At 40.9% G+C, this 14,519-nt stretch carries 10 protein-coding genes; 3 read left to right on the forward strand and 7 right to left on the reverse strand.

The annotated features are described in order from the left end of the window. Positions 1 to 62: 62 nt before the first annotated feature. The 3 genes from I2D69_RS15775 to I2D69_RS15785 form a co-directional block, all read right to left on the reverse strand. Entirely contained in the window at positions 63 to 1,454 is a 1,392-nt protein-coding gene (locus tag I2D69_RS15775; protein WP_173774126.1) for an aminopeptidase, read from the reverse strand. Positions 1,455 to 1,711: 257 nt separating this feature from the next. Continuing rightward, a complete protein-coding gene (locus I2D69_RS15780; RefSeq protein ID WP_195380211.1) occupies positions 1,712 to 3,442 on the reverse strand; it encodes an ABC-ATPase domain-containing protein in 1,731 nt (576 codons plus the stop codon). A 588-nt stretch (positions 3,443 to 4,030) separates the two neighbouring features. Further along, entirely contained in the window at positions 4,031 to 4,762 is a 732-nt protein-coding gene (locus tag I2D69_RS15785; protein WP_195380212.1) for a histidine phosphatase family protein, read from the reverse strand. Between the two features lie 324 nt (positions 4,763 to 5,086). Here I2D69_RS15785 and I2D69_RS15790 point away from each other — a divergent pair, with 324 nt between their 5' ends. Then, the gene (locus I2D69_RS15790; protein WP_173719150.1) at positions 5,087 to 5,653 is read left to right on the forward strand and encodes a hypothetical protein; all 567 of its coding nucleotides are present in this window, start codon (positions 5,087 to 5,089) and stop codon (positions 5,651 to 5,653) included. Positions 5,654 to 5,666: 13 nt separating this feature from the next. Here the strand turns inward: I2D69_RS15790 and I2D69_RS15795 are convergent, their stop codons facing one another. Genes I2D69_RS15795 through I2D69_RS15810 form a run of 4 tightly spaced genes read right to left on the reverse strand, consistent with a single transcriptional unit; the run spans position 5,667 to position 10,734 of the window. After that, a complete protein-coding gene (locus I2D69_RS15795; RefSeq protein WP_195380213.1) occupies positions 5,667 to 6,242 on the reverse strand; it encodes a polysaccharide deacetylase family protein in 576 nt (191 codons plus the stop codon). Positions 6,243 to 6,264: 22 nt separating this feature from the next. After that, on the reverse strand, positions 6,265 to 8,448 hold the full coding sequence (gene gnpA, locus I2D69_RS15800) for a 1,3-beta-galactosyl-N-acetylhexosamine phosphorylase (protein WP_195380214.1): 2,184 nt from the start codon (positions 8,446 to 8,448) through the stop codon (positions 6,265 to 6,267). Further along, entirely contained in the window at positions 8,441 to 10,342 is a 1,902-nt protein-coding gene (locus I2D69_RS15805; protein WP_195380215.1) for a hypothetical protein, read from the reverse strand. The genes gnpA and I2D69_RS15805 overlap by 8 nt, the downstream gene beginning before the upstream one ends. Positions 10,343 to 10,359: 17 nt before the next feature. Beyond that, complete coding sequence (locus tag I2D69_RS15810; protein ID WP_330643660.1) at positions 10,360 to 10,734, reverse strand: carbohydrate ABC transporter permease; 375 nt, start codon at positions 10,732 to 10,734, stop codon at positions 10,360 to 10,362. A gap of 278 nt (positions 10,735 to 11,012) precedes the next feature. Between I2D69_RS15810 and I2D69_RS15815 the strand changes: the two genes are divergently transcribed. Further along, on the forward strand, positions 11,013 to 14,066 hold the full coding sequence (locus tag I2D69_RS15815; protein ID WP_106642436.1) for an SrtB-anchored collagen-binding adhesin: 3,054 nt from the start codon (positions 11,013 to 11,015) through the stop codon (positions 14,064 to 14,066). Positions 14,067 to 14,304: 238 nt separating this feature from the next. Next, positions 14,305 to 14,519, forward strand: a 215-nt coding sequence (locus tag I2D69_RS15820; protein WP_195380217.1) for a DUF961 family protein, incomplete at its 3' end; no start/stop codon positions are given.

A 14,519-nucleotide genomic window follows, 5' to 3' on the forward strand; every position in this document is an offset into this window, starting at 1 on the left:
GATAACGAATCAAAACTCGCAGAGCGTGTTTTGTCTCGTTTCCAATTTTCTTTAGCTCTTACTTACGCATCCAGAAGGAACGCCTTATAAGCCTTCTTCGCCTCGTAAACATCCGCCTTGCTGGTAACCTCCCACGGTGCATGCATACTGAGAACAGAAACACCGCTGTCAATTACTTCCATACCATAAAGAGCTGCGATAAAAGCGATGGTTCCGCCGCCGCCAACGTCAACCTTACCAAGCTCAGCAGTCTGGAAGCAAACCTTATGGTCGTCAAAAATCCTGCGGACTCTTGCCACATACTCTGCATTGGCATCATTGGAGCCGGATTTTCCACGGGCACCTGTAAACTTGTTGAGAACGATACCTCTTCCAAGATAAGCAGAGTTCTTTTTCTCAAAAGCTTCTGCAAATGCAGGATCATAGCCGGCACTTACATCTGAGGAGAGCATGCTGGAATTCTTCAGAGCCTTTCTCAGTCTGAGATCTGAATACTGTCCCATTGCATCCAGAACCTCAGCTACGCTGTTCTCAAAGAAGTGAGACTGCATACCTGTTGCTCCCACGCTTCCGATCTCTTCCTTATCAACAAGGAGACAGCAGCTTGTACGCTTCGGTGCTTCCATCTCAAGAAGAGCCAGAAGGGAAGTATATGCGCAAACTCTGTCATCCTGTCCATAACCAGCGATCATGCTGCGATCAAGACCACAGTCACGAGCCTTGCCAGCGGGAACGATCTCAAGCTCTGCGGAAAGGAAATCTTCCTCTTCCACACCGTATTTCTCATTCAAAATACGAAGTACATTCTCCTTAACAGCCTCTTTCTTCTTGTCATCCGGAAGATCCTTCAGCGGCTGGCTTCCAATCAGGATATCCAGCTTCTCGCCCTCAACAGCCTCGGAAGCCTTCTTCGCCATCTGCTGTCCTGCAAGATGAATCAAAAGGTCTGTGATGTAAACAACCGGATCGTCCTCATCCTCGCCGACGGTTACATTTACAACAGTGCCATCCTTCTTCACAATTACGCCATGCATTGCCATTGGAAGAGCAACCCACTGATATTTCTTCACTCCACCGTAGTAATGAGTGTCAAGATAAGCCAGATCCGTATCCTCATATAACGGATTCTGCTTAATATCCAGTCTCGGAGAATCAATGTGCGCACAAAGGATATTCATCCCCTGTGCCAGATCATCCTCTCCAATATGGTACAGGGCAATGATCTTCTGCATTCCAACCTGGTAAACTTTATCTCCTGCTTTCAGAGCTTCGCCATTTTTCACCTTTTCTTCAAGGGAAACATAGCCTGCTTCCTCAGCCTCTTTCACAATCTGTGTGATACATTCACGTTCTGTCTTTCCTACATTTAAGAAATGACGATATTTCTTTGCCACAGTTTCCAGATCCTGCATATCAGCATCTGAATATGTGAGCCATGCGTTTGGACGTTCCATAATCTATATCCACCTTTCTCCTGTTTTCATTTTACACAGGGAAAATAATCCCTGTGTTTTCCTCATCCAAAATTCATTATAGCGTATAACTAGGTAAAAAGCTACCGGCAAATAGGTTTTCCTGCACAAATCTTTTACTCTTTATTACTGTTTGCGGCCTGACTCGTAATCGCACCTTTATCCCTGAAAATTTCTCTGCTCTCTTGCCACGCAGTCCAATACTTTGCACTGCCTTTTGGGATATGGGCAAATCCGATTCAGGGTCTCCTGTATCGGTTAAAGCATGCATATATTTCCTGTCGTCTTGGCACTGCATATCCGCAGGAAGTATAGCCTTCTGACAAAAAAGACAGCCCTTCTTTTTCCAGTTTATTGCAAAGCAGCTCCACAATTTCCGGCAGTGTTCTTTTCCCATCAATCAGCTTTTCCACTGCATATTTCAGCAACGCACCTAAAGCTCCTGTCTGCTCACTGTCGATCAGCTGTTCCACATATCGCAGATCCACTTCCTGTTTTCCAATGGAAAAACCATCTCTGCCATGTACCTTTACTTTCAGCCTTTCCGGCTTATCCTGCACCTTAAAATGACCGTAATAATCCTTCTTGGAACCGTTCAACGGCGTATTTTTTGACATGATGCGATGGCTTTGTGGTGCTTTAAATCCAGCTGCCGTATTCTCATTTAAAGGATAATCCCTGCAAAGTTCCCGGACTTTTGCCGTGATATCTACCGGCATATAATTGTCCATCTGGATCACGGTATCTGCAATATGGAAAAAAGCCCCGGAGCTTCCGGCAACCAGAATTGTGGAAATTTCCTCCTTTTCATACAGATCCCGGGCACGTTCCAGAAATGGGGTGATCGGCTCTTTTTCCCGGCTGATCACATGCTGCATAAAGGCATCTCGCACCATAAAATTAGTAGCAGATGTATCTTCATCCAGCAGAAACACCTTGCTTCCTGCCTCTATTCCCTCCACGATTCCTGCGGCCTGGGAAGTACTTCCGCTGGCATCTTCCGTAGAAAAACAGGTGGTATCTTTTTTATTGGGAAGGTCATTTATAAACAGGGAAATATCCACATCTTTCACAAATCTGCCATCCTCAGAGCGCAGCTTCTGGGCTGTAGGATCCGTAATCACATACTCTCTTCCATCTCCCTGAATGTGGTTATACACGCCCAGTTCCAACGCATTCAGAAGGGTAGATTTGCCGTGATAACCACCACCAACGATCAACGTGATTCCCTTAGGTATTCCCATTCCGGTTATTTTTCCCTTATGGGGAAGCGCCATAGTCACCCGAAGACTTTCCGGCGAAGAAAATGTCACGCTCCCTTTCATCGGCTTAGATGAAATACCGCTCTCTCTTGGCAGAATCGCGCCGTCATTTACAAAAGCAACCAGGAAACGCTTCTTTAATTCTTCCCTGATATACGCCTGATCTTCTGCCAGGAAAATAGTATTCTCCAGATCTTTTCCACTTAAATTTCTGTATACAAATGCTTTTTCCACACAAACCGGCAGAAATTCAAAGAATATTTTCTCCAGTTCTCCCGCATTTATAGTACGTCCATTTGCCGGAAATCCTACAAAAAACCGGATGGTAATCCCCTGCTCTGTAATCTCACAGGCCGTTCGCTCCAGCACCTCCTGACCGCATCTGGTCACAGAAATAAGTCCGCTTTTTCCAGAGCCTTTTGCCCGAAAAGTATAGCGGTTCACCTGCTGTTCAAACCGTCTGGTAAGATAGTCTGCCAGAGTAATTCTGGTCAGTTTATCTTTATAATATTCCGCTGGAAATCCAGCTTCTCTGTGAAAAATTTTCACACTGATATGGGACGGTGACGCAAATGGATCGCCCTGTACATGATCAATTGACAAAACATATTTGTTAAACTGATATGCCCCTTTCAGGGATTTATAGGCAGGATAGCTCTTCCGATTGATGGAATGAAGCATGTCCTGCAGCTGATTTGATGACTGCATAAGTACCTCCATTGTCTATAAAAATGAATATCGCCAATCACTGATATTACTGTCTAATTCTTCACCGCACTCAGCAGTAAAGCCACTACGGCATTCAAACATACATGAAGCACGAGCCTATTCCCACCCCTTCTCATATATGTTTCCTATTTACTATAGACAATATTTCCGGACTTGTCCAGCCAGGATTTTCCGCGTGCTCAAGTTCACCTTTCGCACATTTTCCCACAACGTAAAACCACCGCCCAGTCAGCGTTCTTGCCAACAGACGGTGGTTTATTTATACATTTTTAGGGAAAGGAAAGAGTTTTTCTTAAGAGTTCTTTCTCTTAAGATGTATATATCATATCGCATAATTGTGAAAAGCATTTGTCCAAATTATAATTTTTTTCTAAAATTTCTAAAATGAAAATAACTAATTCGTAACTGGCATCAAAATTCCATCCCTGTTCTTCCCATTGTGTCCTGTTTTCAGATCATAACGTTTCATTATCTTCTGAAAGTCAGAACATAACTCTTACCATCCATTAATACTATGAAGATTACTGTTCACGCCCTTCACAACAACACGCTTCTCAATGCACAATGTCAGTCGTGTCTCTGTTCCTCATTTCCATATGCCTCGCAAAATCTTGCAGCGAATGCTGGTGGTTCGTTATTGGCATAAAGGTGGGAAATATCGCCGAAGGAGCTCATGCGGAAAGCTGCTATTCCCTGACGGCGTTCTTCTGTGATCAAAGTTGTCACCGAGGATGGGGCAGCCACGCAGCCATGCCAAAGTACCATCGGAGAGATATTCAGCAGATGGCTGAGAAGTACACACTCCAATCCAAAATGACAGAAGAAAATAATCGTGTCATTATTCTCTTCATTTACTTTATAATAGTGACCTTTCCTCTCATATCCATGCTTCACGAGAAGCTTGTCGAACTCCCCGATCACACGGTCATACTCTTCTTTCACATGACCTTCCTGCATAGCCTCATTCTCAAACCAGTGGTCATACTGGAAAAAACGCTCGTCTGCCATCCAGTCCTGCGGCAGCCAGTCCCATGCAATAATCTTCTTATCTTTCACATCCGGGCGCCAGATCTGACAGGGAAATTCCTTCAGCCATTCACACTCTGTAGCTGTTCTTCCCATCTTTTTCAAGGTCGGAGCCGCAGTATCCTTCGCTCTTCCAAGGGGGGATACATAGAAAGCTTTTACATCTAATTTGGAAAGCTTCTGTGAAAGATACTCCACCTCTTTCCAGCCTTTTTCTGTAAGGGAATCTATATCATAATCCGGGTCACCATGGCGTACAATCAATAATTTCATAATGTCACTCCTCGTAATTTGCTTTTGAATCACTAATAATTTCAAGCTATTTCTTATTTCATTGAACAGTAACGATTTTAGCATATCTTCACAGATAATTCACCATATTTCTTACCGTCATTTCTTTACAATTTTTGTGAAAGAAGTATATAATGATGCTATATCAAAGGGTCTTTTGACGCTCATATCTTATATGAATTCAAACAGACGCTGATCGGATCATACTTTAATAAATACAAGAACTAAGTGGACGCAATAACCACTTTCAGATTACATTTTATTTCTCAATATAACTCAATTTACGATTTCAAGCGAGGTACCCACATGAAAAAACTTGCCATCATTTTCCCAGGTGTCGGTTATACCTGCACCAAGCCCCTTCTCTATTATACTGCTTCCATGGCTGCTGAACGTGGTTATGAAATCATCCGCCTTGACTATGGTCAGGACATTCATACCTTCCACGGCCGCACTCCTGCCGAACTGGAACCTATCATAAAACTGGCAATAAAAAGAACGCTTCCCCAGTTGGAAAACGTTCCTTTTTCTGAATACGATGATATAATTTTTATTTCCAAAAGCATCGGCACCACAATTGCCTGCCAGCTTGAAACAGCCCTGCAGCTGAAGGGAAAAGTCCATCAATTTCTTATGACTCCAATTCCTTCTACCCTCCGTTATCTCTCCGATATCAACGGGCTCTTCTTCGCCGGAACCGCTGATCCATACATGCCGGAGTCCAAGATACGCGCTGCTGCAAGAAACTTCCCCGATAAAACCGGCGGGATTTTCGAGGGCTGCAACCACTCCCTGGAGCAAAAAGGCGACACTTTAGGTGCGCTGAAGAATGTCAGACTGATTGTAGAATGTCTGGATAAAATGCTAGTCTGATTTTTGTTTTCTATTAACAGGGAAGAAGCACTTCCCTGTTTGTTCCATAAAAGATATTATTATGTCCAATTAATCTGTCTAAAATTTCTTCCATTCGTTTCCAGTTATTATTTACATCAAACTCATAGCTGTGTCCCCATATGTAAAATAACTGCTTTTCTTCACTTTTTTCTTTTAAAAATTTCTCCAGAAGTTCCCATATATTTTCGTCAGCATGATGACAAGTTGGTTTAAATATCAATAAATTCTTTTGTAATTTAAATGCTCCGGAAGACACAACTGACCGTGCATATTGAATTTTACATTTTTTCAGTATCTGAACCACTTCATCATTATATGTTCCATAAGGATACGCCATACCGGTAATCTGGCAGCCAAACATCCGTTCCAGATTTTGTTTATCCAGGAAAACTTCATTATATACAGTGTCTTTATCAAGCTTTGTTAAATCTTGATGAGTCAATGTATGAACCGCGATTTCATGACCCTTATACAATTCTTTTAATCCTTCTGCATTCCACTGTTTATATTGAATGTTGCTTTTACATGATAATAGTTGAACATGGCTACCAGTCTCCTGTCCTAGCAAACTCCATCATCATAGCTAAATGTTACTGCCTTTTGTTTCCCATCCCACATATATTCTGTAGCCTCGTTTCATATCCTTCAAGCTGCATGCTCCAAACGGCTCCTTCACATACAATCTTTGTTGTTTGTTTCTCTCCTGAATTATTAATAACAACTAATTTTTGTGCGTCTGGATAATAGGCACATTCCACATGCAGATTATCTGTAATGCATTCTGCCTGTTCTTCCCGTCCAGCCTCTAATATCAATTGCAACAATAATCTGGTACTTTCCTCTGAAAAAGCAAATCCCGTCATATAAATTCCACTTCCTTTTCCAAACTGGTGTCTGGTAATACCCGGATACCCACCTGCAGCCTCTGCCAATACCTCTGTTTTTTTATCTGTCAGGTATATATGTTCCATTACTGGCCATTCCAGTATATCTAATATATGATTTTGTGGTGCTTTTACTTCATACTCCCATTTTCCATGACATACCCTTGCCCCATTATCTTCATCTACGCCCAGTACCTGTGCCAATCTGAAAAACGTATCATATCCACTGGTTGCTGATGGCTCGCCAATTCCAATAAAACAGCCCCCTTCATATACCCACTTTGTAATTGCCTCAACAACTTTCACGTCTTTCCAGTTATCACCGCCACTCCATGCGTCACCCGCTTTTCCTGCATTAATAATGACTTTGTATCTGGATAAATCTCCGCTTCTGGCTGTCTCAAAATCAATAAAATCAACATCCACAGGCAAACCTGAAAGCGCCTCATTTATATGAATCAAATTATGCATATATGTTTCATGAAAATGTCCAGACAAAGTCCATGAACGCAATTTTCCCCAACAATGTAAAACCGCTACTTTGGTTTTCAATGTCCAAGGCTTTCCTTTTTCATGGAAAGACTTCAACATGCGAAATTCATCTGCAACTTTTTCAATGTAATCGCAAAAATCCGGATAATTCTCCGTAAGATGTAAATATCCGCCTAATCCAATTCTTTGAATCGGTTCACGCAACAATGCACGCCTTACATTTCTCCAATACTGCATTGCATCCCTTGTAGGATTTCCTCCTTCTGTAAATGTTGGTGCTCCTCCAAGCCCCACTGGGAAAAGATATGGATGAAGCCTGAGTTCATGAACTTTTGTATCTACACCTGCACAAAGACGTGCTTCATACCCGGAAAATACGCATTTAATAATCCCATCAAACCCAAATTCAGAAAATCTGTCATTATATGGTTCAATTCCAACCCAGCTGTCATCGTAAAATACATAAGCCTTTTTTCCATATTCATGCACAATATCTATTAGTTTTTTTCCAAATGAAATTACAAAATCATTAATAAATTCCATCCAGTCTTTTTTTGCTTTTGTTGGCGGCATATGGGTTACCTGATATTTCCCCTGATTCACAAAATCCTCTGCGGTAAGTGCATATCCATATTTCTGTTCAAAATTGTGTAAAGCAAGAGGACTCACTGTAAAATCGTAGGAGCCCCAGTCTGTAAATAAATTTCGTTTTCTGGCATCGCTTCCCCAAATCCAGACAAAATTATAAAACATAGAGGTAAAACGAACCACTGTAGTTGCAGGATGTTCTTCGCACCATTCTTTCATCCAATTAATTAAATAAACCTGTGTTTCAGCGTATACAGGATCTATCGGTATAAGATGCTCTTTGGCCCAGTTATTGGTAATATGATTATACATGGAAATTTCTTCCCAAATTCGATATGCCAGAAAGCTGACTGTATATTTGTGCCATAATACACAGTTTTCAATCCTGACAATACCTTTTTTCTTATCATAGCTCCAGTTTTCTTTATTTACTTCCTTGTCAGTTGTGCGGTCATACACCTGCCAGTAACCCAAAGCTTCTGCACTGTCATTAATTTTAAACTGCTCCTGAAAAAACTCTTTTAAAAGCTCTAGTTCCAGACAATGCTCAACTGCAGTTTTCGGTTCTGTGACAAGAAAAGTCTGCTGCAATTTATCCAAATTTTCCATAGCCCAGGGATTATGACCGCGGATAATACAAATAGTAGAATAAATACCATATCCTGCCTCCGTTATCTCCGGAGACAGTTCTGTCCCATCAGAATCCCTTATTACATCTGCTCCCCATTTTTTTGCAAGTTCTAAGGTCAATTTTTCATAACCAGCCTCACCAGGCAAGGTAAAGCCACCTTTATTTTCTAACTCAGTCATAATTTTTGCCCTCTTTCAAGTAGTAGTACAATGCCCAGTCCTGATCATTTGCCCATGGATCCGCATACTGGCATCTTACGTTGTTAACCATAAAAGGATATACATATGCGCAGCTTGCACTTCCGTCACTATTTATCATACTTAGTACACCTCGCAATGAATTTTCCGCCTTTACGCCATATGATCTCTCACCGGTTATTTTTTCATATTCCCGAAAAGCAACACCACTTAAAGAACTCCAGTAATGTGGAAATGTATCTCCAAGGTTTTTGTACTTTCCAAACCAATATCCATCCCAATGACGAACCGCATTTTCATACATATGAAAATCTGGCTGATGTCCATTAAACAGTACCAGTACAGCTAATTGTTTCTTTCCTTCTTCCAGATATAATATTTTTCCTGTAAGTTCGTATAACTGAAAAAGATAATTTACTGCTGGGGCAACAATACTCTGCTCATATTTTACTTCATGCGGTGGATAACATAATCCGTTTTTTATAAGCATTTCGCCATGTATTTCATAATATCTCAGAAGTTCCTCAGCCTCTCTTTCCATACCACCCGATTTCAACAGTTTCACAGATTCCAGCATAGGGATTCCAATTGCATAGAATGAAGCTCCGTCTTGTGCATAATAAGATTTCATAATTTTATACATATTTTTAAGATCAGTAACCTCATTATACAACCTGTATCTTTCCATGAAAAAAATTGCGAGCCATGGATAATTGTACAAACGGTTCCAGGTATTATCTCTTCCTGCATCATTGTATACAATACCTGTATTCTCGTCGTAGAGCTCTCTGTATATGTATTCGGTATATTTCTGCAGTGCTTTTTCCACTTTCATATCTTTATTTTTCTGCAGCCAGAGCGCCAGAAGTGCCCCCATTCCCACTCTTTCCCTGCCACCGTTATGATCGTATTCTTTTTCATAAACCAATCGCTTATCTTCATTATCATAAGTAAGAAATGCACCATCCAAAAGGCTTCCACTGCAAAAATACTGCTGTTTTTCAACAATAAATCTGCATCTTTTTTCTGCAAGCTTCTCTATCTTTGGCAATACCAAAATAATAGCGGATGTACTGTATTCTTTACACTTTATCAAGAACTCTTGTTCTCCTTGACTTACAGAATCCATTTTAACTTTGTAATCTATACAATTACCATTTTCTGTTTTTTCCGCTGAAATTTTTTCTCCTGCAAGAGTAACTTCGATTTCTTTTTCACGCCATATTTCTTCATCTGCTTTTATGTGAAAACATAAATCTTCACCCTCGAAATAAATTCCATGCTCCAACTGTATCAGCAGCTGTCCTTCCTGATGAAGCAGTTTTTCCTCAAACTCCCTTTGACTGTCATACCAGAAAAGATCCCATTGAATCACAGTTCTTTCTCCTGGTTTTAAGTTGTTTATTTTCGGATTTAATATAATAGTTCCACGGTCATTACTGAGCTCTTTTTCATTTCTTATAATGCTGTAATCTTCTATTTTTCCTTTTTTCAGAACCAACCCAAGATTTGGTTTTTCTCCTCCCATTCTGATCCCGGCAATATAGCTCTGACTTTCGCCACAACGGATGTGTGCATGACAACGCTCTCGCATACAGATTTCAGCAGCCGTATAATTATCCGAAAATGGTACTGCAATACCAATTTCTCCTTTTTGTGGGAAATACTCCCAATTCCGATTGTTAACGAAAATATATTTTTCAGTTATCTTTCCTTCTGTAGATGCCGTTCTTTCTATTCTACCTGTAATTCCGTCTGGAAGAAACATTTCTCCCCATTTTTCACCTGGGGCAACCCAGTTCATTTTATATTTGTCATTTTTGTTTACAATGCTTTCCAACTGATGATTTTCATTCTCTTTAATAATAAATTCCATACCTAATCCTCCATATATCATCCTTTTACAGATCCCGCCATTACACCACTGATAATATATTTCTGCATAAATATATAGAAAACCAGCAGAGGCAATATACCTAATACCATCATTGGAAACAGACTAGTCCAGTCTGTAGAAAACTGACCGATATTGCGATATACTTCCTGCAAAATAACATCTTTTTCTCTTTTCTGTATAAAATACAACGGTCCCATAAAATCGTTCCATACATTTAAAGTATTTAAAATTACGATTGTAGCGATCATCGGCTTCAGCAATGGAAGTACAATTGTACCAAAAATTCTGAATACTCCTGCACCGTCAATTCTTGCAGCTTCTTCCAGTTCTATAGGAACTGAAGAAATAGAATTTTTCATTAAAAAACACAATAAAAATCTGATTATCCGCTAAAACACAGTATCTATCAGCATTTTCAAGGAAACAAACACATCAATTTACTACTTATTTACTACTAACGAATGAGCCTTGATACGCAAGTTTTCCTAGATATGCAAAGATATTATGGTACAACACATCAGTATTGAAACAAGAAAAAATTAAATATTTTATAGACTATGGAATGCCTAACATGACGTTCCTTTTCTATTTCCAGCCGTTCTTATTGGACGGCTATTTTATTACCCAAAATGAAAGGAGCATTAGATTTATGAAAAAGATGTTAAAACGATTGTGTACGGGCTTCTTAGCTCTTGCAACTGTCGTTACTGCTTTGCCGACTACACCCGTTCATGCAGAAAGTAAGCAATACTGGACGGAGTCAAAAGAGCGTGTCGGTATCGTTGAAAAAGTAATGAATGACGGTTCAATTGGTTCTACCTTTAATGAGGGACATTTGACCGTTGAGGGCGAGGACGCTTACTGTATTGACATCAACACAGACTTTAAGAATGGTTACAAGACCAGAGCTGACGTAAGCACCCGTATGAGTGCCGACCAGATAAGCGACGTTGCCTTATCTATCGAATATGTAAAACAGTACACAGACAGCCACAGCGGAATAAGCAAAAATCACGCTTATCTTTTAAGACAGCTTGTAGTCTGGCAGAGATTGAGCGTACATCTTGGCTGGCAATGTGATAACGTGCGAGCTTCTTATGATGAAATTCCAAAGGCTACGCAGGACGAAGTTTTCTCTGGTGCGAAAGCCTTTGTCAAAGAAAATAAAGGACGCTATGAATGTGGCGGTTATATCTACTCTGGCGAGGGGCAGGAATTGGGACAATTCTGGGCGAAACTGAATGTCGGAAATACGAAACTGCAAAAGGTTTCCAGTAATGCCAGCATCACAGACGGTAACGGGAATTACTCAATCGCTGGTGCAACATACGGTGTCTTTTCTGATAAAGACTGCACAAAACAGCTTGCCACCCTTACGACTGATGAAAACGGAAACACAGATATTGCAGAGGTAAAAGCAGGCACAGTCTATATCAAGGAATTATACGCACCAGCAGGATATAAAGTGGATAAAACTGTATATTCCTTAAAGGTTGAAGTTGGAAAGACAGCAATTTTGAAAGTATCAGATACGCCAAAAGTAACGGACACTTTGATTGAGCTTTTCAAGATTGATATGGAAACACAGAAAGACAATCCGCAAGGGAACGCTTCTTTAGCAGGTGCGGAATTTACATGGAAGTATTATGCTGGCTTCTACAATAAAGACAATCTCCCTGCCGAAGCTACTCGTACATGGGTTACAAAGACAACCGCTGAAACAGACAGCGACGGAACAACCCACTACATCACAAAATTAGCGGACACATACAAAGTATCTGGCGACAGCTTCTATATGCAGGACGGCAAAGCCGTTCTTCCACTTGGAACACTAACCGTAGAAGAAACAAAAGCTCCAAACGGCTACTTGTTAGAGGGTGCATATATGCAGGCTGGCGATAAGTCCGAACAGATAAAAGGCTTATATGTAACACAGATTACCGAGGACGGCGACCTTGCCGTATTATCTGGAAGTAACCAGTTTTCCGTATCAGACAAGGTTATCCGTGGCGGTGTCAAAATTCAGAAACGAGATTTAGAAACGGGCGATACAAAGCCACAAGGAAGTGCCACTTTGAAAGATACTGCCTTTGACATCATTTCCTTAAATGATAATGCAGTATTGGTTGAGGGCAAGTTATACAAGAAAAATGAAGTGGTAAAGACAATTCGTACCGATATTGAGGGTGTCGCTTCTACTTCTTCTGACCTCTTACCTTATGGAAAATTCCGTATCGTTGAGAGTGAAGCTCCCAACGGTTACTTAACTGACGGTGCAAAGCCGATTGATTTTACAATCACAGAAAATGGAAAAATCGTGGACTTAACCGAAAAAGCCCATTCTATCTATAATCAGATTAAGCGTGGAGATATTGAGGGTGTAAAAATCGGTGCAGGCACACACAAGCGTCTTGCTGATGTTCCTTTTAGGATCACAAGCAAGACGACGGGCGAAAATCATGTAGTGGTAACTGATGATAACGGGCAATTCTCCACTTCTGCTGACTGGGCTTCTCATAAGCACAATACCAACGCAGGCAAGACTAGCGAGGACGGTGTGTGGTTTGGAACTTCTGAACCAGACGACAACAAGGGTGCGTTACCTTATGATACCTACATCATTGAAGAAATGCGTTGCGATAGCAACAAAGGCTTTGAACTTATCCCACCTTTTGAAATCGTAGTATCAAGAAATAACCTTGTGATTGATTTAGGGACTTTAACTGATGAATACGAAAAAGAAATCTCTATCCATACCACAGCAACCAGCAAAGACGGCGAAAAGACTATCCTTGCAGGAAAAGAGGTAACAATCGTTGATACGGTCAAATTAGACGGACTTACAAAAGGCACAAAATATCAGCTCAAAGGCTGGCAGATGTTAAAGGAAGAAAACGCAGAACTTCTTATTGACGGGAAACGTGTAGAAAACGATTATACCTTTGTCGCTGATGATGAAGAAATGAAAGTGAAAATTTCCTATACATTCAATGCGTCTGCTTTAGGTGGCAAGAACCTTGTTACCTTTGAAGAATTGTATGATTTAAGTAATCCAGACGAACCCGTGAAAGTTGCAGAACACAAAGACATTGAGGACGACGGGCAGACCGTACTTATCACAGAACGTATCATCAAGATACATACTACCGCTACGGATAAGGACGGCAACAAAGAGATTGAAGCTGGAAAAGACGTTACAATCATTGATACCGTAACCTTAGAGGGCTTAGAAATCGGTACACAGTACAAACTTGTGGGCTGGCAGATGTTGAAAGAAGAAAACGCAGAGCTTCTTATCAATGGAAAACGTGTGGAAAGTGATTATACGTTTATCGCTGACAGCGAAACTATGAAAGTGGAAGTTGCCTTTACCTTTGACGCTACTTCCCTTGACGGCAAACAGCTTGTAACTTTTGAAGAATTATATGATTTGAGCAATCCAGACGAGCCGAAGAAAGTTACCGAGCATAAGGATATTGAGGATAAGGGACAGACGATTACCTTTAAGGAAAAAACCGAAGTCCCAGAAGAACCAGAGAAACCCGAAACACCGCAGACACCAGAAAAGCCGAGCAGACCGAGCGACAGTCCCAAAACGGGCGATAACACAAACCTTTACGGACTGCTTGCACTTCTTTTGACTTCTGGTGCTGGACTGGCAGGTATCTTCTTCTACAAACGCCGTAAAATGAAGAAATCATAAGGCGGTAACGGTATGAAGAAAGGAAAATCACGCTCTCCGCCGAAACGGTCAAACGGCAGGCTTCCGCTTATTCTGGCTTGTCTGCCAACAACCAGCAAGAACACGGATAGTCAAGGGTGCGTAAGCATTGATTTTACTCTTTACTATCTGTGGGATTGCTGGTATTTCCCGAACTGCCAGAATAAGAAATTACAATCAATCAATTTATCAAATATAGAAAGAAACGAGGTAAAACAATATGGAAATGAAATATGTCGTGCCAGATATGGCACAGTCTTTTGGAACTCTTGAATTTGCAGGCGAAAGTGAGCCAGTCTTTGAAAGAGATAAAAATAACCGCAGGGTCTTAGCCAGACGAAGCTATAACCTTTATTCTGACGTACAGAAAGGCGAAAATGTTGTGGTAGAAATTCCCGTGCAGGCTGGCGAAAAGAAGTTCCAGTATGAACAGAA

The organism is Ruminococcus sp. D54t1_190329_F1, from assembly GCF_015551645.1.
GTDB lineage: Bacteria > Bacillota > Clostridia > Lachnospirales > Lachnospiraceae > Blautia_A > Blautia_A faecis.

Excerpts from the sequence above, each read along its gene's own strand:
- I2D69_RS15790 (WP_173719150.1), top strand. The coding sequence starts at position 5,087 with ATGAAAAAACTTGCCATCATTTTCCCAGGTGTCGGTTATACCTGCACC.
- I2D69_RS15780 (WP_195380211.1), bottom strand. The coding sequence starts at position 3,442 with ATGCAGTCATCAAATCAGCTGCAGGACATGCTTCATTCCATCAATCGG.
- I2D69_RS15775 (WP_173774126.1), bottom strand. The coding sequence starts at position 1,454 with ATGGAACGTCCAAACGCATGGCTCACATATTCAGATGCTGATATGCAG.
- I2D69_RS15785 (WP_195380212.1), bottom strand. The coding sequence starts at position 4,762 with ATGAAATTATTGATTGTACGCCATGGTGACCCGGATTATGATATAGAT.
- gnpA (WP_195380214.1), bottom strand. The coding sequence starts at position 8,448 with ATGACTGAGTTAGAAAATAAAGGTGGCTTTACCTTGCCTGGTGAGGCT.
- I2D69_RS15805 (WP_195380215.1), bottom strand. The coding sequence starts at position 10,342 with ATGGAATTTATTATTAAAGAGAATGAAAATCATCAGTTGGAAAGCATT.
- I2D69_RS15815 (WP_106642436.1), top strand. The coding sequence starts at position 11,013 with ATGAAAAAGATGTTAAAACGATTGTGTACGGGCTTCTTAGCTCTTGCA.